Below are 23,963 nucleotides of genomic sequence, written 5' to 3'. Positions count from 1 at the left end.
CGCTCCGACGGCGTTTCGTTGCGCCGGGAGAGCGGTTCGTCCCCCGGGGTCAGGCGGCGGCCAGCTCCTTGCGGGCCGCGCGGCGCACCGCCGCGAGCGCCGGGTCGAGCGCGGGGACGGCCGCCAGGAGCTGCTTGGTGTACGGGTCCCGGGGGTTCCCGTACACCTCGTCGACCTCGCCCTCCTCGACGATCCGGCCCCGCCGCATGACCGCGACCCGGTCGCTGACCTGCCGCACGACGGCCAGGTCATGGGCGATGAAGACCAGGGCGAGCCCCAGCTCCCGTTGCAGCCGCGCCAGCAGGGCGGTCACCTGGGCCTGGGTCGTCACGTCGAGTGCGGAGACCGCCTCGTCGCAGACGATCAGCTCCGGCTCGGCGGCCAGCGCCCGTGCGATGCCGACGCGTTGGCGCTGCCCGCCGCTGAACTCGTGCGGGTAGCGGTGATAGCTCTCCGGGTCGAGGCCGACCCTGGTCAGCAGGTCCCGCACCCGGGCCCCGATCACGGACTCGTCGCGTACCCCGGCGGCCCGCAGCGGGTCGGCGACCGACTCGCCGATCGAACGGCGCGGGTTGAGGGAGGAGACGGGGTCCTGGAAGACCATCTGCACCCGGGCCCGGCGGGTGAGCCGGCCCGAGGTGGGCTCCCGCAGCCCGACGAGCATCCGCCCGAGGGTGGTCTTGCCGCTGCCGCTCTCGCCGACGACGCCGAGGGTCTCGCCGCGGCGGACGGTGAGGGAGACGCCGTCCACGGCCGCGAAGGCGGACTTCCCCCTGCCGAACACCTGGCGTACGTCGACGGCTTCGACGAGCACGTCGGCCGCTCCGGCCGCCTCCCCCGAGCCGCCCGGAACCCCGGCGGCACCCGAAGCCACCCCGGCCTCGGAAACCCCCTCGGCCCCCGGGGCGACCCGCGCCCGCGCCCCCGTCACCCGAGGCTCCGTCACTCGCGGCTCCGTCACCCGGGGCACCGCCGCCAGCAGCGCCCGCGTGTACGGCTCGCGCGGCGCCACGAGCACCTCGCCCACCGGCCCCCGTTCCACCTCCCGCCCCGACTGCATCACCAGCACCTCGTCGACCGACTCCGCCGCCACGCCCACGTCGTGCGTGACCAGCAGCAGCCCCATGCCCGTCTCCCGCCGCAGCCCGTGCAGCAGGTCCAGGATCTGGGCCTGGACGGTGACGTCCAGGGCGGTCGTCGGCTCGTCGGCGATCAGCAGCTGGGGCTCGCAGGCCAGGGCCATCGCGATCAGCGCCCGCTGCCGCATCCCGCCGGAGAACTCGTGCGGCCTCGACCGGGAGCGCCGCGCCGCGTCGGGAATCCCGACCCGGTCCAGCACCTCCACGGCCCGCGCCCGCGCCGCCCGGCGGGAGACCCGGTTGTGCACCCGGTACACCTCGGCGATCTGGTCGCCCACCGCGTAGTACGGGTCGAGCGAGGACAGCGGGTCCTGGAAGACCATCGCGGCCTTCGCGCCCCGCAGCGCCCGCAGTTCCGGGTCGTCCGCCGTGTTCACGTCCACGCCCGCGACCCGGACCGAGCCGCCGACCTCGGCACCGGTCCCCCGGTGCAGGCCGAGCAGGGCGTACGCCGAGGCGCTCTTGCCGGAGCCGGACTCGCCGACGACGCCGAGCGCGCCGCCGGCCTCCAGCGAGAACGACAGGTCCTCCACCGCGCGCACGTCGCCGAACGAGATCGAGAGACCGGATACTTCGACCAGGCTCATGCCAGCACCACCCGTCGGTCGGCCATCGCCTGCAGGATGTCGGCGACGGTATTGGCGAGGACCACGAAGAACCCGGTGACGAGCACCAGGCCGACGACCACCGGAAGGTCCACGTGCTTCACGGCGTCGACGAGTTCCCGGCCGACGCCCGGAATCCCGAAGAGCGACTCGGTGAGGACGGCCCCGCCGAACATCGAGCCGATGTCCAGCGCGCCGAGCGCGATCACCGGCGCCAGCGCGCCGCGCAGGGCGTGCCGTCCGACGATCGCCCGCTCGCCGACCCCGTACGCCCGGAAGGTGCGCACGTGGTCCTCGGCCAGGGTCTCCAGCATCGAGGCCCGGGTCATCCGGGCGTACGGGGCGGCGGACACCAGGGCCAGCGAGATCCAGGGCAGCAGCAGGTTCCAGGCCCACTGCTCCGGGTCCTCGGTGAACGGCACGTAGTCGGGGAACGGCAGGATCTGGAGCGCCGTGACCGTGATGATGATCAGCAGCAGCCCGATGACGAAGACCGGGGTGGCCATGCCGGCCAGGGTGATCCAGGTGAGGATGCGCTCGGTCGGACGGCCGCGCCGCCACACCGAGAGCAGTCCGGTCCCGACGCCGAGCAGCATCCACAGCACGAAGGCGCCGACGGCGAGCGAGACGGTGGCCGGGAGCTTGGCCAGGATCAGCTCGGTGACCTGCTGGTCGCTCTGGTACGAAAGCCCGAGGCAGGGGGCCTGGCAGTGCAGCACGCCGGTCCCGGTCGAGTAGTCGCGGCCGGTGAAGAGCCCCTGGAGGAAGTGCGCGTACTGCACGTACAGCGGGTCGTCCAGGTGCAGTTGTTCGCTGACCTGCGCCACCTGCGCGGGCGAGCAGCGCGGGCCGCAGGCGATCTGCGCGACGTCGCCGGGCGCGACGTAGAAGGCCGCGTAGACGACGACGCTGAGGGCGAGCAGCACGAAGAGCGCGCCGCCCAGGCGTCTGAGCAGGAACCACTTCATGCCACGGCCTCCTTCTCGCGTCCGGCGCCGGTCCCGGTGCCGATGCCTGTGCCGGGGCCGGTGCCCGTACGGGTCCGCTTCCGGCCCGTGCCGATCCGCAGCCGGGACTCGGCGCGCGGGTCGAGCGCGGTGCGCACGCCCTCGCCGAGGACGGTCAGCGCCAGCACGGTGACGAAGAGCAGCAGGGCGGGGATCAGCAGATAGGTGGGGGCCGCCTGGTACCAGGTGTCGGCGTCGCTGAGCATCTGTCCCCAGGACGGGGTGGGCGGTTTGATGCCGACGCCGAGGAAGGACAGGGCCGCCTCGACGACGATGTTGCCCGGGAAGAGCAGCACGGCGTACGTGATGACGGGGGCGGCCAGGGCGGGCAGCAGTTCGCGCCGGGCGATCTGCCAGGAGCCCCAGCCGCTGAGCCGGGCGGCGGCCACGTGGTCGAGCGATTTCAGCGCGAGCGTCTGGGCGCGCACGATCTTGGAGATGCCGGACCAGCCGACCATGCCGATGACGACGGCGATCAGGACCGGGCGCGGGAAGCTCGCCGGTACGACGGCCAGCGCGCCGAGCGCGATCACCATGACGGGCAGCGCGACCACGACATCGGTGACCCTGCTCAGCGCCTGGTCGACGAAGCGGTTGCCGAGTCCGGCCGCGAGACCGACGGCGACCCCGATGAGCACCTGGAGCAGGGTGGCGGCCAGTGCGACGCCGAGCGAGACCCGGGCGCCGTACACGACGCGGGCGAACAGGTCGCGTCCGGTGAGCGGTTCGACGCCGAGCCAGTGCTCGGCGCTCATGCCGCCGAAGGAGCCGATCGGCACCCCGCCGGTGGCGGAGTCGACGAGGTCGGGGTGGTACGTGGTGGGGTCCTGGCCCTCGATGCCCGTGAGGAGCGGGGCGGCGAGCGCGGCCAGGACCAGCAGGGCGACGACCACGGCGGCCACCAGGGCCGAGCGCCGGGCGCGCAGCCGCCGCCAGAACGGATGGGCCCCGGAGGCGGGGGCCGCGACGGCCCCGCCTCCCCGGCCGGAAGTGCGTCGGCCATGGTTACTTGACCGCGACCTGCGAGACGTCGAGCACACCGGTCCAGTCGCTGATCACGACGTTCTTGACGGCCTCGCCGTACAGCCGCTTGTAGACCGGGTGGAACAGCGGCACGGTCAGGGCCTGCTCGCCGACCTTCTTGTCGAGCGCGCCCCAGCGCTTCGCGGCGGCGTCCAGGTCGGTCAGCTTGTTGATCTCGTCGATCTCCTTGTTGACCGAGGGGTCGTTCAGCTGGCCGGAGTTGAAGTTGTAGCCGGACTTGACGATCTGGCGCCCGTCGAAGATCGGCGCGAAGAACGGGCCGCCGGACGGCCAGTCGGCGCCCCAGCCGCCGAGGAAGAAGCCGGGCTCGCTCTTCACGTTGTGGACGGTGTCGGAGTAGTCGTTGCTCTCCAGGCCCTGGAGCTCGACGGTGATGCCGGCCTTCTTCAGCGCCTCCTGGATCGCGGTGGCGATCTCCGGGCTCGTCGCGAAGTCCTTGTCGTTGGAGTGCGTGAGGGTGACGGTCAGTCCGTCGGGGTGGCCGGCCTCCTTCAACAGCTCCTTGGCCTTGGCCGGGTTCCCCGACCTGCCCGCCGGGAAGTGGTCGTACGGCGTGTGGCCGAAGGCCGCCTGGTTCGGCAGGAAGGTGGTGGCGGGCTCGGCGAGCGAGGAGCCGCCGGCCGCGTTGACCACGGAGGAGCGGTCGATGGCGTACGAGATCGCCTGGCGCACCTTCGGGTCGTCGAACGGCTTCACCTTCGGGTTGAAGGCGATGTAGTTGGTGTAGCCGAAGTGGCCGGTGCCGACCCGGGCGGCGAGCTTCTTGTCGCCGGTGACCTTGGCGAGTTCGGCCGGGCCCAGGTTGGTGTCGGTGGTGACGGCGGCGGCGTCGGCGCCCTGGGACGCGGACAGACGCTGGTTGATGACGGCGGAGTCGAGGCCGGAGCGCACCTCGATCCGGTCGGGGTACGCCTTGCGCTCCTCGTCGGTCGCCTCCGACCAGTGCGGGTTGCGCTCCAGGGTCAGGCGCTCGCCGTCGCCCTCGTTCTTCACGACCTTGTACGGGCCCGAGGAGATCGGGTGCTCCTCGTACTTGGTGCCCTTGTCCTTGGCCCTGGGCACCGGGGTCGTCTGGGTCTGCGTGGCCAGGAAGGGGAATTCGCCCTCCGGCTTGTTGAGGTGGAAGACGATGGTCTTCGCGTCGGGCGTCTCGATCGAGTCGAGGCCCTTCTTGTCCTTGTACGGGCCCTGGTAGTCGGCGCCGCCGATCAGCCAGTCGCGCAGGTAGGGCGCGCCGCCGGAGAGTTCGGCGGCGAAGGAGCGCTCGATGCCGTACTTGATGTCGGCACTGGTGATCGCGGTGCCGTCCTCGTACTTCAGGCCGTCCTTGAGGGTGTACGTCCACACGGTGGCGTTCTTGCTGGGGGTGCCCAGGTCGGTCGCGAGGTCGGGGACGACCTTCGCGCCGGCGGCCCCGTCCTCGCGGTTGCGGGTGGTGAGCGTGCGGAAGACGAGGGAGGGGATGTTGCCGCCGCCGGAGGTGTAGAGCCGGGCGGGGTCGAAGTCGCTCTGCGGGTTGCTGTTCAGGACGGTGAGGGTGCCGCCCTTCCGGGGCTTGCCCGCCGCGCCGGAGTTCCCGTCGCCGCCTTTGCTGTCCTCGGGCCCGCAGGCCGCGGCACCCGCTGCCACGACGATGACTGCGGTGGCCGCTGCCACGCGGCGCGATATGACGGACGGTTGACGCATCGGAAGGTGACCTCTCGGATGACTGCCTGAAGAAACGGGCGGAAGAAACGGACTAAAGAATTCCGCAGGCAGGGACGAGAACGGCCGGGCATGGTCGTCACTCGTGCGAGGGGGTCGACCGGGGGAACCGGGAACTGCCGCGCCTGCGGGCAAGGTGCGCCCGGCGCGGCGGTCGTGCGTGGCCGTGTCGGCCCGTTCGGGGCTCGGACGGCGGGCGGACGCGCGCTCGGGCAGGCGTCAGCAACAGTGGATGTCGGCGACACTGTGCCCGGTCACGCCGATGAGCGCCAGCTCTATGGCCGGGCTGCCGGGGGTGACGGGGCGGTGTGACATGCCGAGAAATATGGATCACCGCTCGAACCGATGTCAACGCAATTCGAGACGCCCATACCAGCATGCGGACAGCCCGGGGGCGTGGACGCGCCGTCCGCGCGAACCGTGCCGGGGCCCGCCCACGCGCCGGGGACGGCCCGCCGTGTCCGCGGACCCGCCCCTTTCCGGGTCAACTGTCCGGATGGACCCAGGCGTTGGGACGGCACTTGATCCCGTCGAGGTCCAGGGTCTTGGTCTGCTGCTGCATCACCGGGGCGAGGGCTCCGGGCGTGCGGCAACTCACATGGTTGTGACCCAGTCGGTGGCCGACCTCATGGTTGATCAGCATCTGGCGGTAGGCGAAGAGTTTGTCCGGACCGAAGGTCGACGAGCCCTGGGCCCAGCGGTAGGCGTTGATCATGACGCGCTCGGTCGCGGCGGAGTCGCACGAGACGTTTTCCTGCGTGATGTCCAGGTCGGACTTGTCGCACCAGACGGCGGTGGTGCCGGGGCTGGCCAGGGTGAGCACGAAATCGGCCTTCCCGGAGGAGACCCGCTCGAAGGTCATCGCCCCGTCGTGCGCCCAGCTGCGGTCGTCGTTGAGGGTCTCCTGCACGGCCCTGGCGAAGAGCCCGGCGTCCAGGCCGAGGCCCTTCTCGACGTCGATCCGGTAGCGGTACTTGTGGCCGCGCCCCGGCGCCCTGGCCGTGCCCGGCACCGTCTCGAACTTTCCGGACGCCTCAAGTTTGGGGTCGAGCGGATAGGCGCGGGCCATCTTCTGCTCGTACGAGAGCGGCTTGGCCTGCGCCGGCGTCGGTGTGGGCCGGTCGTCCGAGCGGGAGGCGTCGCCGGTGCCGTCCCGTTCGACGCCGGGGGCCTGCGCGACCGCGTTCCCGCCGTCATGGTCCTGGGCGACCTGGCCGGCCACGACCACGGCCAGCACCGTGGTCACCGCGGCGGCCGCGATGCCGGTGAAGGTACGGCCCCTGATGCCCTTGTCGTCCCGGGCGGCCTCCGGGGCATCGGCGTCGGCATTGGTGTCGGCATTGGCGTTGGCGTCGGCGCCGTCACCGGGCGGCCGTTCGTCCCACGCGCCGACCGGGGCGTACGGATCGGCCGGGCGGGCCGGCGGAACGACCGGTCCGCGCGACGCGGGCGGGGCGGGCGGCGCATCGAAGGCTTCGACGAACTCGCGCCGCGGGCCCGGTATCAGCGGCCGGGCACCGGCCGGGGGCTGCTGCGGGGGCGCCGTCCGAGGCGGCGGGGCGGGATAGCGGCCCGGCTCGCGGTGCCGCGGCTGCGGCCCGGCCCCCCAGCCGCCACCGGGTTCCCGCTGTTCGGGGTGGCCGCCGCGGACGTGGCCGGGCTGCTGGAACGGGGCGTGCCCGTTTGCACCGGCGGGGGCGTCCGCCACCCTCCGGCGCCGCCCGGTACCGGGACCGGGCCTGACGCCCTCGCGTTCGCCGCCCGGGTTCGCGGCGGCGGCCCCGGTGCCGGACCCCGGGGGTTTGGGGCCCTTTCGACTGTGTCGTCCCACGCCCCGGATCAGCTCCCGCCGCATTCGTCGAGCAATTCCCGGAAGGCCTGGGCGACCGCCTCCGGGTACTCCATCATCGCCACGTGCCCCGCGTCGGGCAGGGTCAGCAGCCGGGCGTCGCGGAAGGCCGCGGCCGCCCTGCGCGCCATCCGGTGGGAGACGAGCTGGTCCCGTCCGCCGTAGACGAGCTGGGTCGGTGCGAGCACCCGCTCCGCCTGGCGCCACAGCCCCTGCTGGCCGCCGAGCGTGTACGCATCGACAATGCCACGCGCCGAGCGCGCCATCGCGTCCCAGAAGTAGGGCAGCTCCATCCGGCGCTCCATTTCGGCCACCGCCTCGCGGAAGCCCTCCTCGGAGACCCGCGTCGGGTCGCCGTAGCAGAGCGCCATGACGCCGCGGGTGCGCTCCTCCGCGGTCCACTCCCTGGTCATCCGGGCGAACAGGGCGGCCACGCCCGGCAGCGCGAGCAGGCCCGTCGGCACGGCGGACCGCTGCACCCGGATCTCGGGCAGCGCGGGCGAGACGAGGGTGAGGGTGCGCACCAGGTCGGGCCGGACCGCGGCGACCCGGGTGGCCACGGCGCCGCCGAGCGAATTGCCGAACAGGTGCACCGGCCCCCGCTCCCCGGCGTCGAGGAAGCGGATCACGGCGCGGGCGTGCCCGGTGACCGAGTAGTTCCCGTCGTCCGGGGGCGGCGAGCAGCCGAAGCCGGGCAGGTCGACGGACTCCCCGTCGACCACGTCCTGGAGCAGCGGCATCAGGGCCGACCAGTTCTGCGAGGAGCCGCCGAGCCCGTGCACGAAGAGCGCGGGCGGCAGACCGGCGCGCTCCGGCGGCCGGGAGCGCACGGTCAGCGTCAGCCCCGGCAGCGCGACGGAGCGCAGTTCCTCCCCCTCCGCGACCTTCACGGCGCTCACCACGGGCGGCACCGCGGCGGCGACGGCACGGACTCCCGGCAGCTCGGTCGAAGACATGCGGCAATGTTACGAGACGATCACACCCCGGTTCATGTGTTCGCCGTCACAGACCGCGTAGCGGCCCGGGGGCCCAGCTTCTACGCTCGAAGCGAGGAAGGGAGTCCCCATGACGGTCGATCCCAGCGACCCGGAGACCTTCGAGGACATCCAGCCGGACGAACCGGACGAGGAGACGCCCCGGGCGGACGCCGCCGAGCAGCGCACCGATCTCCAGCCGCAACGCGACGAACCGCTCACGGACATCGACCCGACCAGCGCCGACGAGGCCGATGCCGCGGAACAGGCCCGCGTGGTCACACAGGATGAGGACGATTACCGCTGATACGACCGGCTTTGCCCCATGGATCGTCGAATCTGCGGCTACCGCAGCCGTCCGGTCCGTGAAATTCTGCGTCCGCGCCGCGCACACCCGGGTTACCCAAAAGTACGATGGCGGTACGGCGCAGCGGGCACGGAAAGGCTGTGTTCGATCACGATTTTGGGAGGCGGCGTGACAGCCATCGAGCAGACCGAGGCGGCGCGCCCGAGGGGTACTCGCCTGCCCCGCCGCGCCCGACGCAACCAGCTGCTGGGCGCCGCGCAGGAAGTTTTCGTGGCCCAGGGCTACCACTCCGCCGCGATGGACGACATCGCCGAGCGGGCCGGAGTCAGCAAGCCGGTGCTCTACCAGCACTTCCCGGGCAAGCTGGAGCTCTATCTGGCCCTGCTCGACCAGCACTGCGAGGCGCTCCTCCAGGCGGTCCGTACGGCACTGGCGTCGACGACCGACAACAAGTTGCGCGTCGCCGCGACGATGGACGCGTACTTCGCCTACGTCGAGGACGAGGGCGGCGCGTTCCGGCTGGTCTTCGAGTCCGACCTGACCAACGAGCCCGCGGTGCGCGAGCGCGTGGACCGGGTGTCGCTGCAGTGCGCGGAGGCGATCTCCGACGTCATCGCCGGTGACACGGGGCTGTCCAAGGACGAGTCCATGCTCCTCGCGGTCGGCCTGGGCGGGGTGTCCCAGGTGGTCGCCCGCTACTGGCTCTCCAGCCAGTCCGCCATCCCGCGCGACACCGCGGTCCAGCTGCTCACCTCGCTGGCCTGGCGGGGCATCGCGGGCTTCCCGCTGCACGGCATCGACCAGCACTGAGGGCCCGCCGCCCGGCGGGCCCGGGTCCGGACCCGGGCGGTGGCCGCCGCCCGTGTTCGCTGCGGGCGTTGCCCGCCGACCACTGGGGGCTCCCCGCAGCGGGCTAATGTGTGCTGCGTACGGCGCGGTGCACCGCGCAGGGACTGACCGTCGGAGGGACATAGCCGTGGAGGTCAAGATCGGGGTGCAGCACACTCCCCGGGAGATCGTTCTGGAGAGCGGGCTCACCGCCGAAGAGGTCGAGAGCACGGTCGCCGAGGCTCTCGCCGGGAAGACGCAGCTGCTCAGCCTCACGGACGACAAGGGCCGCAAGGTCCTGGTGCCGGCCGACCGGGTCGCTTACGTGGAGATCGGCGCGCCCACCACGCGCCGGGTGGGGTTCGGCGCGCTGTAGGCACGTCGAAGCGGTGACCGAGGCAGCGGCCCGGCGGGATTCCCGCCGGGCCGCTGCGCGTGTCCCGGCCGAGTCCCGTGGCTCGTCGTCGCGGCCGGGCCGAGTCCCGTGGCGCGTCGTCGCGGCCGGATCCCGCGTGCCTCGTCACGGCCGGACCGGATCCCACTGCACGTCCTCGCGGCCGGGCCGGGTCGCGCAGTCGGCCTGATCCGTCCGCACATGCGTCCAGCAGGGGATTCCTGTGCGAAACCGGCTCGGGGAGGGTTGCATTTCGCGCCCTTCGGGTAGGACCGCTAACGACCGTTTTACCCGCCCCGCCATTCGCGAGGTGATCATCTGTGATCCTGGAACCGCTCGGTGCCGTCGTACTCGGACTCACCCTCGCCTGGGTGGCGCTCCGTTGCCTGCCCCACCGGCTCCCGTCCCGTCGCGCCGTGTTCACCACCGGCGCCCTGGGAGCCCTGTTCGGCATGTTCCTCACGCATTCGGCGCTGGGCCCGGGTCACGGTGTGGCCACGCTGATCGGCGCGGTGCTGATCGGCGCGGTGACGCTCTCGCTGCTGGTCCGTCCCCGCAATCACGGTCTGAGCCGGTCGGCGGCGGCCTGAGCGGTGCCGTCCCGCGCCCGGGCTCCCGCCCCGGGGCGGGAGCCCGGGCGTTCCGGGGCCGGCGGGGAAGCGGGACCGGGGCCGCGGGCGCGGCCCCGGTGACCGCCCTGTCCCGTGGCTACGCGGCGAGCCCCAGCGCGGCCATCCGCTTGGTGTGCGCCTCGGTGATCCGGGAGAACATCCGGCCCACCTCCGCCAGGTCGAAGCCGTCCGCCACACCGCCGACGAGCATCGTCGACAGCGCGTCGCGGTCGGCCACCACCCGCTGGGCCTGGGAGAGCGCCTCGCCCATCAGCCGGCGCGCCCACAGCGCGAGCCGGCCCCCGACGCGCGGGTCGGCCTCGATCGCGGCGCGCACCTTCTCGACGGCGAAGTTGCCGTGTCCGGTGTCGTCGAGCACGGCGAGGACCAGGGAGCGGGTGTCCGAGTCGAGCCGGACGGCGACCTCGCGGTAGAAGTCGCTGGCGATGGAGTCGCCCACGTACGCCTTGACCAGCCCCTCCAGCCAGTCCGAGGGCGCGGTCTGGCGGTGGAAGTCGTCGAGCGCCTTGGCGAACGGCTCCATCGCGCCGGTCGGCTCCACCTCGATCGCGGTCAGCCGCTCCGTCAGCCGCTCGAAGTGGTGGAATTCGGCGGAGGCCATCTTCGCCAGCTCCGCCTTGTCGGCCAGGGTCGGCGCGAGTTTGGCGTCCTCGGCGAGCCGCTCGAAGGCCGCCAGCTCCCCGTACGCGAGTGCTCCCAGCAGGTCCACGACCGCGGCACGGTACTGCGGTTCCGCGGACGCGGTGGCCCAGTCCTGGGCTGCGATCCCAGTGGGTTCGGGGGTTTCAGTGGCGTTGTCAGGCGTCTCCATGGACCGCAGAATAGCCCGCCCGCAGAGGTGCGTAAGGGCCCGACCGGTACGCGACATCACACCGTTCCGATGAATTCGCCCAACACACATGCGCGATTCCGGGGTACAGTGGTATTGCGCCTACTGAGTATTTTGGATGTGCTTACGGCGCGAAAAATGGTGAAAAAGAATGAGGATGCCCGGTCGGTGGCCCGATCGGCTCCGACCCGACAGCCCTCCGCGCGGGTCGTGCGACACCGTACGACCGCAGATGAGGGGCCCCCTCAGCGGCACGAGCGCTCGAGCGACGGCAGTGGTCCCGCGCCACCCGGCCCATCCACGGCCGGATGACCAACCCCGGCACGGTACGACCCCCAGCGTTCGCCTCGGACCGCGTCTCACAGAAGAGGCAGCACCCTGACTACGTTCCGAGAACTCGGGATTCTTTCCGAGACCGCCGAGGCCCTTGAGTCCGTCGGCATCGTGTCCCCCTTCCCCATCCAGGAGATGACGCTCCCCGTCGCGCTCTCCGGCTCCGACGTCATCGGCCAGGCCAAGACCGGCACCGGCAAGACGCTCGGTTTCGGGCTGCCGCTGCTGGAGCGCGTCACCGTCCCCGCGGACGTCGAGGCCGGCCGGGCCGCGCCCGAGGAGCTGACCGACGCCCCGCAGGCCCTGGTCGTCGTCCCCACCCGTGAGCTCTGCCAGCAGGTGACCAACGACCTGCTGACCGCCGGCAAGGTGCGCAACGTCCGCGTGCTGGCGATCTACGGCGGCCGTGCCTACGAGCCGCAGGTGGAGGCCCTGAAGAAGGGCGTCGACGTGATCGTCGGCACCCCGGGCCGGCTGCTCGACCTGGCCGGGCAGCGCAAGCTCGACCTCTCGCACGTCCGGGCGCTCGTGCTCGACGAGGCCGACGAGATGCTCGACCTGGGCTTCCTGCCCGACGTCGAGAAGATCATCACCATGCTTCCGCAGAAGCGCCAGACGATGCTGTTCTCGGCGACCATGCCGGGCGCCGTCATCGGCCTCGCGCGCCGCTACATGTCGCAGCCGACGCACATCCGCGCCACCTCGCCCGACGACGAGGGCGCGACCGTCGCGAACATCTCGCAGCACGTCTACCGGGCGCACTCGATGGACAAGCCGGAGATGGTCTCCCGGATCCTGCAGGCCAACGGCCGCGGACTCGCGATGATCTTCTGCCGCACGAAGCGCACGGCGGCCGACATCGCCGAGCAGCTGGACCGGCGCGGCTTCGCCTCCGGCGCGGTCCACGGCGACCTCGGCCAGGGCGCCCGCGAGCAGGCGCTGCGCGCGTTCCGCAACGGCAAGGTGGACGTGCTCGTCTGCACCGACGTCGCGGCGCGCGGCATCGATGTCGAGGGCGTGACCCACGTCATCAACTACCAGTCGCCGGAGGACGAGAAGACGTACCTCCACCGCATCGGCCGAACCGGCCGGGCCGGCGCCAAGGGCATCGCGATCACGCTGGTCGACTGGGACGACATCCCGCGCTGGCAGCTGATCAACAAGGCGCTCGACCTGAAGTTCAACGACCCGGTCGAGACGTACTCCACCTCGCCGCACCTCTTCGAGGAGCTCGACATCCCGGCCGGCACCAAGGGTGTCCTGCCTCGTTCCGAGCGGACCCGTGCGGGGCTGCGGGCCGAGGAGATCGAGGACCTCGGCGAGACGGGCGGCCGCGGCCGCAAGTCCGCCGCCGCACCCGCCGCCACGCGCGAGGAGCGTGCGCCGCGCACGCCGCGCCAGCGCCGTCGCACCCGGGGCGGTGCCGCCGTCTCCACCGAGGCGTCCGCCGCCGCCGTGCCAGCCCCGGCCCCCGAGGTCGCCGACGCACCGGCGGAGCCGCGTACGCCGCGCCGCCGCCGCCGTACCCGTGCCGGTGCCGCGGAGGTCGCGGCCGAGGCCGCGCTGAACACGGTGCAGGCTCCCGCCGAGGCGGTGGCCGAGGTTGCGCCGAAGGCCGCCGAGGTCGCGGCCGAGACCAAGCCGCGCCGTCGCCGCACCCGGGTCGTCAAGCCGGTCGCGGACGAGGTGGACTTCCAGATCGCGCCGGTCTCCGAGCCGGTGGCCGAGGCGAAGACGGTCACCCGGCCGCGCCGCCGCGCCCGGGTCGTGAAGCCGGTCGAGGACGAGGTCGACTTCCAGATCGCGCCGATCTCCGAGCCCCGCTCGGAGACCAAGCCGCGCCGCCGCACCCGTGCGGCCGCCAAGCCGGCCGCGGAGACGGTGGCCCAGGAGGCCCCGGCCGCCGAGGCCGGGGCCGAGGTGAAGCCGCGCAGGCGGCGGGCGCCGCGCGCGGCCGCCACGAAGGCCGAGGGCTGAGCCCCGCCCCTGACGCAGGGGCGTGAGGTCGCCGGACGGGCCCGAGGGATTCCCTCGGGCCCGTCCGGCGTTCCGGGACCCCGGCGCTCCTCGGGGTGTCGGAACGGGCCGGGGCACGGCGGCGCTCCTCAAGGGCGTCGAGAGGGTCCGGACGCGGCGGTGCTCCTCGGGATGCCGGGAGAATCCGGGGCGCGGCCCTCCTCAAGGCGTCGAGAAGATCCGGGCCCTCGGGCTCCTCGGGGGCATCGGAAAGATCCCGGGGTGCGGGACGGGCTCTTCCGGCCTTCCGGCCGCACCGCCTGGCACCGCACCCTCTAACCTCGTCCCATGAGCCGGCCGCACACCTTCACCCCGCCCCCCTGCGCCCACGCCCACCGGTTGCGTACCGCGCGCGGCGACTTCGCCGTGCTGGACGCCCCGCCGTCCGGTGCCGTACGGGGCACCGCGCTCCTGCTGCCCGGCTACACGGGCAGCAAGGAGGACTTCGTCGCGCTTCTCGAACCGCTCTCGGCCGCCGGGTACCGCACCGTCGCCGTGGACGGCCGGGGCCAGTACGAGAGCGAGGGGACGGACCGTCAGGAGACGTACGAACAGGGCGAGTTGGCCCGCGACGTACTCGCACAGGCCGCCGCTCTCGAAGCCGGTGAGGGCGGGGTGCACCTGCTGGGGCACTCCCTCGGCGGGCAGATCGCCCGCGCCGCCGTGCTGCTCGACGCCTCGCCGTTCCGGTCGCTGACCCTCATGTCGTCGGGGCCCGCCGCGGTCGTCGAGGCCCAGCAGCTCAAGGTGAAGATGCTCAGCGACGCGCTCGCGACGCTGACCATGGCCCAGGTGTGGGACGCGATGCGCGCCTTCGACCCGCCCGAGGACGCGGCGACGGACGGCGAGGACCTGCGTCGGCGCTGGTTGCGCCACCGGCCCGCCCAGCTGATCGCCACCGGCCGCCAGCTGGCCACCGAGCCGGACCGGGTGGCCGAACTGGCCGCCGCGGGGCTGCCGCTGCACGTGCTCTCCGGCGAGCGCGACGACGTCTGGCCGGTGCCGCTGCTCGACGAGATGGCCGCCCGGCTGGACGCCCGGCGCACCCGGATCGCGGGCGCCGAGCACTCGCCCAACACGGACCGCCCGCAGGAGACGGCCGCCGCGCTCGTCGCGTTCTGGGACGGTCTGTAAGGGCCCGCGGGCGAGGCGTGCGCCGCCGGAGGCCCCGCGACGGACCTCCGGCGGCCCGGGCCGGGCCGGTGAGCGGGCCCGCTCACCGGCCCGGCCCCGCACCACGCACCGGCCCGCGGTCTCAGTACTGCGCCTGCAGGTGCTGCCAGAAGCCGTCCCGCAGCGCCCGCCGCAGCTGGGCGTGGCCGCGCAGCGACCGCTGGAGCAGCCGTTCGGCCTCGACCAGCAGGTCCTGGTCGACGGAGCCCGGCAGGTACGGGTGGCCCGGCAGCAGGTCGGCGAGCGATTCGCGGCCCCGGGCGACCAGCCAGGCCGCGGCGATCTGCGCACCGACGAAGCGGACGTCCTCGCGCGAGGGCACGGGGGCGTCGTCCTCGTAGGTGGTGACGGGGCGCCTGGTGACGTACGGGCGGCAGAAGTCCAGGTCGAAGGTGCGCTGGCTGTCGACCTCCCAGAGCAGCGGTTCGGCCTGGTTGCGCCCCTCCCCCGCCTCGATGCCCCACAGGTGGACCCGGGCCCCGTAGCCCTGCGCGGCCTCCACCGCCGACACCAGGTCCTCGTCGCCGCCGACCAGGGCCGCGTCGCTGATGGCCCGGTGCCGGGCGAGCGATTCGAGGTCGGTGCGGATGAGCGAGTCCACGCCCTTCTGCTGGTTGTTGGCGTTGAGGTTGCCGAGTCTGACCTTGACGTCGGGGAGTTCGGCGATGGACTGCTGCTCGGCGGTGTGGATGCGCCGGCGGGCCCCGTCGTACCAGTACACGCGCAGCAGTCTGCTGTCCGCGAAGATCGTCCGGGCCTTGTCGATGAAGGCCTCGATCAGCCCTTCCGCGTCGAGGTCGAAGGAGCGGCGGTCCTCGGTGCCGGTGACGAGCAGTCCGGCCGCGGCGTACACATAGCCCGCGTCCACGAAGATGGCGTGGGTCGAGGGGGTCTTCGACACCTCGGCGAGCACCCGCTGGAGCAGCGCGTTGGTGCGGTCCAGGCGCTCGCCGATCTCTGCCTCGTTCATTCGGGCCTCGTCATGGACCTCGTCGCCGGTTCCTGTGCGATGACCTGCTGATGCTTAGACATCCAAAAAATTTCCTTAGCGTAGGGAATGTTTGCAGGGGGCAAGCCGTTGTACCCACGTGAGCGCGGGCCGACGATGCCGAGCGCTCACATCCTTGCGGACGGGTCACCCGTCCTCCCAGTAGTTCTCCAGCAGGAGGATCGGACGAAGGGAAGCCATATGCGCTTCGAGATCATGCGACTCGACGATGTCGACGGTACCGCCGTGGACAGCACCGTCGTGGACGCCGCCTCCGTCAACCGGATCGTGCAGCAGGCCGCAGCCGTGGGCCAGCGCATCTACATCCGCCCGGCCGAAACCTCGGCTTCGTAACGCTCCACGCCGCACACATTCGTAACGCTCCACGCCGCACAAAGACGAAGCGCCCCCGTACGGAGGATCCGTACGGGGGCGCCGTGGTTCCGGCGGGCGGTCAGGAGTTCTGGATGACCTGGGTGACGCCGTTGATGATCTGCTGCACGGCGATGGCGGACAGCATCATCCCGGCGAGCCGGGTCACCAGCACGACCCCGCCGTCCTTGATGACCCGGATGATCAGCAGCGAGTAGCGCATGGCCAGCCAGAGCACGACGTGCATCGCGACGATCGCCGACCAGACCGAGATCTGGTCGCCCACGCTGTCGGCGTGCTGCACGGCCAGGATCACCGAGACGATCGCGCCGGGGCCGGCGAGCAGCGGCATGCCCAGCGGTACGAGCGCCACGTTGACGTCCTTGGTCTGCGTCGGCTCGTCGGTCTTGCCGGTCAGCAGGTCGAGCGCGATCAGCAGCAGGAGGAGTCCGCCCGCGATCATCAGGGCGGGTACGGAGACGTGCAGGTAGTCGAGGATCTGCTGGCCGAGCACACCGAAGACCGCGATCACGCCGAAGGCGACGGCGACCGCCTGGAACGCCATCCGGCGCTGCATCCTGGCGGGGCGGCCCGCGGTGAGGGCGAGGAAGATCGGGGTGATGCCCGGGGGATCCATAATCACAAAAAGCGTGAGAAAAAGGGATCCAAAGACAGCGACGTCGAACACAGTGAGCCTTGCGGGAGGAGAGAAACGAGGTGGAGGGGCGCACCGGCGAGGCCGCGGGGGCAGCCGGGGGCGCGCGGATGAAACGTGTAAGCGGACCGGGCGACGGTGTGCGGGGGCGGGCGGAGCCGTGCCCCCGGGCGTGCGCCGTTACGCGGTGCGGAGTCCGCCGGCGCCCGGCACCGGGAAGGCTCCCGTGGCGCGCCGGGTGATCTCGCCGTAGATCTCGGGGTCGGTGGTGTACTCGCCGAGCCCGACGGACTTGCGGCTGCCGTGGTAGTCGCTGGACCCGGTCGTCAGCAGCCCCAGCTCACGGGCGAGGTCGCGCAGCCGGGCCCGGGTCGGCCCGTCGTGGTCCATGTGGTCGACCTCGATGCCGTCGAGGCCGGCGGCGGCGAGCCGGGCGATCGACGACTCGGGCAGCACCCGGCCGCGCTTGACGGCGGCCGGGTGGGCGAAGACGGTGACGCCCCCGGCGGCCTTGACCAGCCGGATCGCGTCGAAGGGGTCGAGTTCGTGCTTCTCGGCGTAGGCGCGTCCGCCGTCGGCGAGCCACTGCGGCGTGAAGGCGTCGGAGACGGTCTCGACGACGCCCAGCTCGACGAGCGCGGTGGCGATGTGCGGCCTGCCGACCGAGCCGTCCCCGGCGATGCTCGCGACCCGCTCCCACTCGACCGGTACGCCCAGCTCCTGGAGCTTGCCCACCATGGTGCGGGCGCGCGGCACCCGGTCGTCCCTGACCAGTTCGCGTTCGCGGGCCAGCTCGGGCTCGTCGGGGTCGAAGAGGTACGCCAGCAGGTGCAGGCCGACCCCGTCCAGCCGGCAGGAGAGCTCGGCGCCGGTGACGAGCGTGAGCCCTTCGGGAAGGGCGGCGACCGCCTCGGCGTGGCCGCGCACGGTGTCGTGGTCGGTGAGCGCGACGACGTCCAGCCCCGCGGCGGCGGCGCCCAGCACCAGCTCGGCGGGGGTGTCCGTGCCGTCCGAAGCGGTGGAGTGGGTGTGCAGGTCGATGCGCACGACGCGTACTCCAGTGCTCGGGGCCGGACAAGAGGGACGTTCAAGGATAACCGGCGTTCGAACACCCTCCGGCACCCTCCGGCCGGACCCGGGAGGGCCCCGGCGCGCACTCCGGCGGCAGCCCGCCGTCAGGGCGTGTCGAGCAGGCGCGGCGTGAGCGCCCCGCACGGCACGAGGTCCATCTCTCCCCCGGCCTCGCGCAGATCGGCGAGCACCAGCTCGTCGTACATCAGGAGTCCCGACTGCTCGGGCCAGACGATCGCCCAGAGCCAGAGCCCGCGCGCCTCGCCCGCGAAGACCGCGCGGTCCTCGGGGGCACCCCTGACGTGCCAGAGCGGGGTGGGGCGGCCGGCCGCGAGCATCTTGACGTCGGGCGGGCCGTCGACCTCCAGGTACGGGGCGGGGTCGGGGCCGTCGATCCCGGCGTACCGCGCGCCGAGGCCGAGCCCGAGCTCCTCGGTGACCAGCAGCAGCTCGCCGATGCCGCCGACGGGGCCGGGGCCGGAGCAGGCGACGACGGTGGCGCGCCCGCCGCTGCGGTCGTCGCCCGCGCTCGCCACCCCGGTGAACAGCCAGCCCACCGGCAGCGGCCAGGGCATCCACACCGGCACCTGAGCACGGCGCACCACCGCGCCCAGCGCTTCCACGCTGGGCGGAACGACCGGCTGCAGTGGCTGCACGCTGCCGTGCAGGGTGCACTGCCAGGTGTCGGCGAAGAGACCGGGCGCCCTGACCCGGCCTCCGCACTTCGGGCAACTGGGTTCGCCCCTCATAGCGACCAACGGTCCTCCAGGACCGTCGCCGCGTCAAGCAAGATCACCCGTCCGTAGTGCGCCCTTCACCGGCAAATTTAGATGTAACTTGCACTCATTAGTCTATCTAACTTATTCTGTGCACATTGCACCGACCTGGTGGAGAGCGAGGAGACCCATGCAGGGAGAGGATCCGTTCGATCAGGGCGCGGGCAGCATCCTGCGCCAGCCGAAGGCCGTCTGGGCCACGGCGGGCGCCTCTGTCGTCGCGTTCATGGGAATCGGCCTGGTGGACCCGATTCTCCCGTCCATCGCCAAGGGGCTGGAGGCGACGCCCAGCCAGGTGTCCCTCCTCTTCACCTCGTACTTCCTGATCACCGCCGTGGCGATGCTCGTCACCGGCTTCGTGTCCAGTCGCCTGGGCGGCCGCAGGACGCTGCTGGCCGGGCTGGCGCTCGTGGTCGTCTTCGCAGCGCTCTCCGGCACCTCCACGTCCGTCGGCGAACTCGTCGGCTTCCGGGCCGGCTGGGGACTGGGCAACGCCCTCTTCGTGTCGACCTCACTCGCCGTGATCGTCGGCGCGGCGGCCGGCGGCAGCGCGGCGGCGATCCTGCTCTACGAGTCGGCGCTCGGCCTCGGCATGGCGTGCGGACCGCTGCTCGGCGCGCTGCTCGGCGACGCCAGCTGGCGCTACCCGTTCTTCGGCACGGCCGCGCTGATGGCGATCGGCTTCCTCTGCATCACCGCGTTCCTGAAGGAGCAGCCCCGGCCCGCCCGGAAGACCTCGCTGCTGGACCCGATCAGGGCCCTCGGCCACGGTGGTCTGGCCTCGGTCGCGGCCTCGGCGTTCTTCTACAACTACGCGTTCTTCACGATCCTGGCGTTCACCCCGTTCGTGCTGGACATGACGCCCTACCGGGCCGGCGCGGTGTTCTTCGCCTGGGGCCTGCTGCTCGCGGTCTTCTCGGTGCTCGTCGCCCCGCGGCTCCAGGAACGCTTCGGCTCGCTGAAGGTGCTCGGCGCCTCGCTGCTGCTGCTCGCCGTGGACCTGCTGGTCCTGGGGTACGGCGACCACACCGCCGCCATCGTCTGCACGATCGTCTCCGGCGCCTTCATCGGCATGAACAACACCGTCTACACGGAGCTGGCGCTCGGCGTCTCGGACGCGCCGCGGCCGGTGGCGAGCGCGGGGTACAACTTCGTCCGCTGGTTCGCCGCTGCCGCCGCCCCGTACCTCGCCCCGAAGATCGAGGAGTGGAGCGACATCCACGTCCCGTTCGTGGTCGCGGCGGTCGCGGCCGTGGCCGGCGCGCTCGTCGTGTGGGCCCGGCGCTCGGCGCTGACCCACGAGGCGGAGGCGCTGGGGCCGAAGCACGCCGCCGAGGACGGGGGCGCGGCCTTCGCCGACTGAGCCGCCACCCGTCCCGTTGTCCTTTTCGCGGTCCTGCCACGGGGCCGCCGCCCGTCCCGTACCGCCCCGCCCGCGCGCCGGACGTCCGGGGCCGGGACATCGGGACCAGGGCCGGGACGCCGGGACCGGGACGCCGGGACCGGGACGCCGGGGCCGGGATCAGTCCAGCGGTACCGAGCCGCGCAGCGGGTCGCGCAGGTCCGTGCCGTGCGAGAGCCACCGCTCCTGGAGTTCCTGCGCGCCCCGGACCCGCTTCCACGCGGCCTCGTTGGGCGTCATCGGCAGCAGCGGCAGGAACATGACCGGGTCCATCGGCGCATCCAGCTCCAGGTCCTCGACCAGGCCGCCCGGCTCCGCGACCAGTACGGAGCTGAAGGGCGCCCCCGGCCACAACGGTTCGCCGACGTCCAGCGAGGCGCCCGGCGCCACCACCACCCCCTCGACCTGCGGGGAGGCCGCCAGCACGGCGAGCGGGCGCAGCGCCTTGTCGGTGTCGGCGAGCCCGGCGCGCACGGAGAGGACCAGCTCGGCGCGCGGCCCCTTCACCGGGTCGGCGAGGACCGCGGTCGGGTCGGCCATCGGCTGGGCGGACATGCCGAGTGTGGCGTAACGCACCACATCGCCGTCGACGAAGCGGAGCACCTCGATCCGGTCCGTGCCGAGAAACGTCACTGCGGCGCGCGCGTCCGGTTCCCCGAGGGCCGTCAGCAACCGGGCCTCGACCAGAGCAAGAATTTCTCCCATCCCGCGAGCATAGAACGCGTATGGAACGGGCAAAGTAAGGGATTGACCGCCGGGCGGCTGATAGTCTTGGCCGCTGGTCGGGGCAGCACGCAGAAGCGTCGCTCTCAGCCCCGACGACACGTCATCCCCCAAGGGGGACCGGCTGGAGGAGGTGGGGCTGCCATGGATCGAAGTCGACCGTGCAGTACCAACCGCTCTTCCGCATCTCACCTTCCCCCGGTGATCTGAAGCCTTCTCGGTCAAGGCCCATGGCATTGCGCACGACGGAAGAGCACTCCTTTCTTGCCTGTCTGTAGCGAACGCCGTCATCGCGCCGCTGCGGTGCCGCCCGCTTTGCGGACGTGAGCGCACGTCCCCATTCCGGGTTGTTCCGCGTGCCCGACGACGGCCCTCCGTGAAGAGGAGCCAGCCATGTCGATGATCCGCGACCTGCGCGCCGCCGTGCGCCCGTCCCTGCGCAAGAGCAACGCCCTGCACAACGCCTACGACACCACCCGCGACCCGTCCGCCTCCAGCGCGGTCGTCGACTGCGCGGTCTACCGCGACGGCCGGCGCCTGGAGCACGGCACCTGCCGCACCCCGCACGAGGCGATGCTCGAGGTGCGGGCCGAGGGCGGCTTCGCCTGGATCGGTCTGCACGAGCCCACCGAGGAGGAATTCGCGGGCATCGCCCGGGAGTTCGGACTGCACCCGCTCGCCGTCGAGGACGCCGTCCACGCCCACCAGCGGCCGAAGCTGGAGCGGTACGACGACACGCTCTTCACCGTCTTCAAGACCATCCACTACGTCGAGCACGCCGAACTCACCGCCAGCAGCGAGGTGGTGGAGACCGGCGAGGTGATGTGCTTCACCGGCCGGGACTTCGTCATCACCGTGCGGCACGGCGGGCACGGCTCGCTGCGCGCGCTGCGCCACCGGCTCCAGGACGACCCCGAGCTGCTCGCCAAGGGCCCCTCCGCGGTGCTGCACTCCATCGCCGACCACGTCGTCGACGGCTACATCGCGGTGGCCGGGGCCGTCCAGGACGACATCGACGAGGTGGAGATCGAGGTCTTCTCCGCCCCGGCGAAGGGCAGCCCGCGCGGCTCGGAAGCGGGCCGGATCTACCAACTGAAGCGCGAGGTACTGGAGTTCAAGCGGGCGGTGTCGCCGTTGCTGCGGCCGATGCAGCTGCTGAGCGAGCGGCCGATGCGGCTGATCGACCCCGACATCCAGAAGTACTTCCGTGACGTCGCCGACCACCTGGCGCGGGTGCACGAGGAGGTCATCGGCTTCGACGAGCTGCTGAACTCCATCCTCCAGGCCAACCTGGCGCAGGCGACCGTCGCGCAGAACGAGGACATGCGCAAGATCACGTCCTGGGCGGCCATCGTCGCCGTGCCGACGATGATCTGCGGCGTCTACGGCATGAACTTCAAGCACATGCCCGAGCTGGGCTGGCGGTACGGCTACCCGATGGTGCTGGGCGTCATCGGCGTGGTCTGCTTCTCCATCCACCGCACGCTCAAGCGCAACGGCTGGCTCTGACCACCGGTCCGCCCGCCGCCCCGGTCCCGGCCCGCGGCCGATCCCATAGAGTGCGGGCATGACTGCTGCCGCCGCCGATCTGCCACTGGGCCGGGCCCTCGTCGAGGAGGCCACCAAGAAGTCCGGCCTGATCTGGGTACGGGGCACCGGCCCCGCACGGGCGTTGTGGCACGTGTGGCACGAGGGCGCGGCGCACCTGGTCGGGGACGGCCCCGGCGAACAGCCGTTCCCGGCCGGGCTCGGCGACGGGGCCGCCGCCGAGGTGACCGTGCGCAGCAAGGACAAGGGCGGCCGGCTGATCGCCTGGACGGCCGCGGTGACGGAGCTCGCGCCGCACTCGCCGGAGTGGGAGGCCGCCGTCGCCGAGCTGAAGGGCAAGCGGCTGAACGCGCCGGACGCCGAACGGATGACGGAGCGGTGGGCCCGGGAGTGCCGGGTGCTGCGGCTGACGCCCGGCGACTTCCGTACCGAACTGCCGGACGGCTCCCTGGCCGCGGCGCCCCTGCCGACGCCCGCGACGACGCGCCGCCCGGTGCCCGCCGGACTGCCGCGCCTGCTCCTCAAGCGCGGCCGCAAGGGCCGGCGCACCCCGTAGGGTGCACCCGGCGCATCTGGCGCGCCCCGTAGAACGCCCCCGTCTCACCCGGCGCATCTGGCGCGCCCGTCTCACCCGGCCGGGACGTTCCCCCGGCGCATCCAGCTCACCCGGCACGCCCGCCCCACCGGCTCACCCGGCGCGCCCGTCCCACCCGGCCGGGGCGTCGCCCCGCCGCCCGGACACCGTCAGGAGGTCGTCCTGGGCAGCTGCTTCCCGTAGTCGACCGTGTCCTCCTTCTCCGGCGCCTCCAGGGTGAAGTCCTTGCCCCAGTCCGACAGCAGCACGGTCCCCCCGCCGCCGCCGCGCGCGAAGCGCAGCGGGTACGCGGTGCCCTTCAGCGAGACGTCGAGCGTGCCGCCCGCGCCCTCGTCGCCCGTGATCTGGATGGTCCGGGTCGCGCCGATCTTCTTCCGGTCCCCCTTGGCGAGGGCGCCGTGCAGCGTGAGCAGGCCGTCCAGCAGCGTCTTCTTCTCCGTGAAGCCGCGCAGCTGCTTGTACGCCGGGTCGTCCTGGGGCACCTTCACGTACTTGTCCCGGAGCTTGTCGGCGGCGGCCCCGCCCGCCTCGCTGTCGGCGCCGGACTCCTCCTCGTGGCTCCAGAACCCGGCGTCCGCCTTCAGGTAGAGCTCGTCCCCGATGCGCAGCAGTTCGAAGGTGCTGTTCTTCGAGACGACCGAGCCCGTGCCGCCGTCCGCCTTGAGCTGCATGTCGAGCTTGTACGTGCCGCCCTTGCCGACCAGCGATCCGGCGAGGCGCACCGCAGCGGCGGAGTCCGCCGCCTTCTGCGTCTTCTTCTCGATCTGCGCGGCGGTCAGTCTGCCGACGCCGTTGGTCCCCTCGTCCGGGTCCTCGCCGCCGCAGGCCGTGAGCGCGGCGGTCAGCCCGGCACAGAGCATCACGGCGAGGGCGGTCCGGCGTCGGGCCCGGACGGGCGGGGCGGGAGGGGTCACGGGCGCACTGCCTCTCATCTGCGTGGCGGGGGTGACAGACCGCAGCGTACCGGTGCCGTACGAACGCTCCGTCAGGGAGCCGTAC

General features: G+C 72.4%; 24 protein-coding genes. 10 read left to right on the top strand and 14 right to left on the bottom strand.

Annotation, left to right across the window (positions count from 1 at the left end):
- Positions 1–49 precede the first annotated feature (49 nt).
- The 7 genes from OCT49_RS23815 to OCT49_RS23790 all read right to left on the bottom strand — a co-directional run bounded on the left by OCT49_RS23815 (position 50) and on the right by OCT49_RS23790 (position 8,304).
- A complete protein-coding gene (locus OCT49_RS23815; protein ID WP_283853868.1) occupies positions 50–1,726 on the bottom strand; it encodes a dipeptide ABC transporter ATP-binding protein in 1,677 nt (558 codons plus the stop codon).
- Entirely contained in the window at positions 1,723–2,712 is a 990-nt protein-coding gene (locus tag OCT49_RS23810) for an ABC transporter permease (RefSeq protein ID WP_283853867.1), read from the bottom strand. Before OCT49_RS23810 ends, OCT49_RS23815 begins: the two co-directional genes overlap by 4 nt.
- Entirely contained in the window at positions 2,709–3,677 is a 969-nt protein-coding gene (locus OCT49_RS23805) for an ABC transporter permease (RefSeq protein WP_283855917.1), read from the bottom strand. The genes OCT49_RS23810 and OCT49_RS23805 overlap by 4 nt, the downstream gene beginning before the upstream one ends.
- A gap of 79 nt (positions 3,678–3,756) precedes the next feature.
- Complete coding sequence (locus OCT49_RS23800; RefSeq protein ID WP_283853866.1) at positions 3,757–5,481, bottom strand: ABC transporter substrate-binding protein; 1,725 nt, start codon at positions 5,479–5,481, stop codon at positions 3,757–3,759.
- A 237-nt stretch (positions 5,482–5,718) separates the two neighbouring features.
- On the bottom strand, positions 5,719–5,814 hold the full coding sequence (locus OCT49_RS39855; RefSeq protein WP_349632801.1) for an Ms4533A family Cys-rich leader peptide: 96 nt from the start codon (positions 5,812–5,814) through the stop codon (positions 5,719–5,721).
- 169 nt (positions 5,815–5,983) lie between these two features.
- Positions 5,984–7,354, bottom strand: coding sequence for a DUF3152 domain-containing protein (locus tag OCT49_RS23795; RefSeq protein ID WP_283853865.1), 1,371 nt, complete (start codon positions 7,352–7,354; stop codon positions 5,984–5,986).
- The gene (locus OCT49_RS23790; protein WP_283853864.1) at positions 7,339–8,304 is read right to left on the bottom strand and encodes an alpha/beta fold hydrolase; all 966 of its coding nucleotides are present in this window, start codon (positions 8,302–8,304) and stop codon (positions 7,339–7,341) included. The genes OCT49_RS23795 and OCT49_RS23790 overlap by 16 nt, the downstream gene beginning before the upstream one ends.
- Positions 8,305–8,413: 109 nt before the next feature.
- Between OCT49_RS23790 and OCT49_RS23785 the strand changes: the two genes are divergently transcribed.
- The 4 genes from OCT49_RS23785 (at position 8,414) to OCT49_RS23770 (ending at position 10,441) form a co-directional block, all read left to right on the top strand.
- On the top strand, positions 8,414–8,629 hold the full coding sequence (locus tag OCT49_RS23785) for a hypothetical protein (protein ID WP_283853863.1): 216 nt from the start codon (positions 8,414–8,416) through the stop codon (positions 8,627–8,629).
- Positions 8,630–8,797: 168 nt separating this feature from the next.
- On the top strand, positions 8,798–9,439 hold the full coding sequence (locus OCT49_RS23780; RefSeq protein ID WP_283853862.1) for a TetR/AcrR family transcriptional regulator: 642 nt from the start codon (positions 8,798–8,800) through the stop codon (positions 9,437–9,439).
- A 166-nt stretch (positions 9,440–9,605) separates the two neighbouring features.
- On the top strand, positions 9,606–9,833 hold the full coding sequence (locus OCT49_RS23775; RefSeq protein WP_283853861.1) for a DUF3107 domain-containing protein: 228 nt from the start codon (positions 9,606–9,608) through the stop codon (positions 9,831–9,833).
- A gap of 338 nt (positions 9,834–10,171) precedes the next feature.
- A complete protein-coding gene (locus OCT49_RS23770) occupies positions 10,172–10,441 on the top strand; it encodes a hypothetical protein (protein ID WP_283853860.1) in 270 nt (89 codons plus the stop codon).
- A 118-nt stretch (positions 10,442–10,559) separates the two neighbouring features.
- Here the strand turns inward: OCT49_RS23770 and OCT49_RS23765 are convergent, their stop codons facing one another.
- Positions 10,560–11,294, bottom strand: a complete 735-nt coding sequence (locus OCT49_RS23765; RefSeq protein ID WP_283853859.1) for a ferritin-like fold-containing protein — start codon at positions 11,292–11,294, stop codon at positions 10,560–10,562.
- 486 nt (positions 11,295–11,780) lie between these two features.
- Between OCT49_RS23765 and OCT49_RS23760 the strand changes: the two genes are divergently transcribed.
- Both OCT49_RS23760 and OCT49_RS23755 read left to right on the top strand, forming a co-directional pair.
- Positions 11,781–13,622, top strand: coding sequence for a DEAD/DEAH box helicase (locus OCT49_RS23760; RefSeq protein ID WP_283855916.1), 1,842 nt, complete (start codon positions 11,781–11,783; stop codon positions 13,620–13,622).
- Between the two features lie 327 nt (positions 13,623–13,949).
- Positions 13,950–14,795 (top strand): alpha/beta fold hydrolase, encoded by an 846-nt coding sequence (locus OCT49_RS23755; protein WP_283853858.1) that lies wholly within the window; start codon positions 13,950–13,952, stop codon positions 14,793–14,795.
- A gap of 121 nt (positions 14,796–14,916) precedes the next feature.
- Here the strand turns inward: OCT49_RS23755 and OCT49_RS23750 are convergent, their stop codons facing one another.
- On the bottom strand, positions 14,917–15,804 hold the full coding sequence (locus OCT49_RS23750) for an NYN domain-containing protein (RefSeq protein WP_148839063.1): 888 nt from the start codon (positions 15,802–15,804) through the stop codon (positions 14,917–14,919).
- 219 nt (positions 15,805–16,023) lie between these two features.
- Between OCT49_RS23750 and OCT49_RS23745 the strand changes: the two genes are divergently transcribed.
- Entirely contained in the window at positions 16,024–16,176 is a 153-nt protein-coding gene (locus OCT49_RS23745; RefSeq protein ID WP_266729866.1) for a DUF8834 family protein, read from the top strand.
- A gap of 100 nt (positions 16,177–16,276) precedes the next feature.
- On the opposite strand, the gene OCT49_RS23740 is transcribed toward OCT49_RS23745, so the two are convergent.
- From OCT49_RS23740 to OCT49_RS23730, 3 genes are all read right to left on the bottom strand, one after another.
- Positions 16,277–16,882 carry a MarC family protein gene (locus tag OCT49_RS23740; RefSeq protein ID WP_283853857.1) on the bottom strand — a complete coding sequence of 202 codons (606 nt, stop codon included), beginning with the start codon at positions 16,880–16,882 and terminating at the stop codon, positions 16,277–16,279.
- Between the two features lie 147 nt (positions 16,883–17,029).
- Entirely contained in the window at positions 17,030–17,896 is an 867-nt protein-coding gene (locus OCT49_RS23735) for a PHP domain-containing protein (RefSeq protein WP_283853856.1), read from the bottom strand.
- Between the two features lie 128 nt (positions 17,897–18,024).
- On the bottom strand, positions 18,025–18,669 hold the full coding sequence (locus OCT49_RS23730) for a DUF6758 family protein (protein WP_283853855.1): 645 nt from the start codon (positions 18,667–18,669) through the stop codon (positions 18,025–18,027).
- 157 nt (positions 18,670–18,826) lie between these two features.
- Here OCT49_RS23730 and OCT49_RS23725 point away from each other — a divergent pair, with 157 nt between their 5' ends.
- A complete protein-coding gene (locus OCT49_RS23725; RefSeq protein ID WP_283853854.1) occupies positions 18,827–20,059 on the top strand; it encodes an MFS transporter in 1,233 nt (410 codons plus the stop codon).
- A gap of 159 nt (positions 20,060–20,218) precedes the next feature.
- On the opposite strand, the gene OCT49_RS23720 is transcribed toward OCT49_RS23725, so the two are convergent.
- Positions 20,219–20,803 (bottom strand): suppressor of fused domain protein, encoded by a 585-nt coding sequence (locus OCT49_RS23720; protein ID WP_283853853.1) that lies wholly within the window; start codon positions 20,801–20,803, stop codon positions 20,219–20,221.
- Positions 20,804–21,214: 411 nt separating this feature from the next.
- Here OCT49_RS23720 and OCT49_RS23715 point away from each other — a divergent pair, with 411 nt between their 5' ends.
- Positions 21,215–22,330 carry a magnesium and cobalt transport protein CorA gene (locus tag OCT49_RS23715; protein WP_283853852.1) on the top strand — a complete coding sequence of 372 codons (1,116 nt, stop codon included), beginning with the start codon at positions 21,215–21,217 and terminating at the stop codon, positions 22,328–22,330.
- A gap of 58 nt (positions 22,331–22,388) precedes the next feature.
- The gene (locus tag OCT49_RS23710) at positions 22,389–22,925 is read left to right on the top strand and encodes a hypothetical protein (RefSeq protein WP_283853851.1); all 537 of its coding nucleotides are present in this window, start codon (positions 22,389–22,391) and stop codon (positions 22,923–22,925) included.
- 188 nt (positions 22,926–23,113) lie between these two features.
- On the opposite strand, the gene OCT49_RS23705 is transcribed toward OCT49_RS23710, so the two are convergent.
- Positions 23,114–23,878 (bottom strand): hypothetical protein, encoded by a 765-nt coding sequence (locus OCT49_RS23705; protein WP_283853850.1) that lies wholly within the window; start codon positions 23,876–23,878, stop codon positions 23,114–23,116.
- Between the last annotated feature and the right edge of the window lie 85 nt (positions 23,879–23,963).

Origin of the sequence: Streptomyces sp. ML-6 (genome assembly GCF_030116705.1) — a bacterium.
Lineage (GTDB): Bacteria > Actinomycetota > Actinomycetes > Streptomycetales > Streptomycetaceae > Streptomyces.
This window is presented reverse-complemented; position numbering and strand designations above follow the sequence as displayed.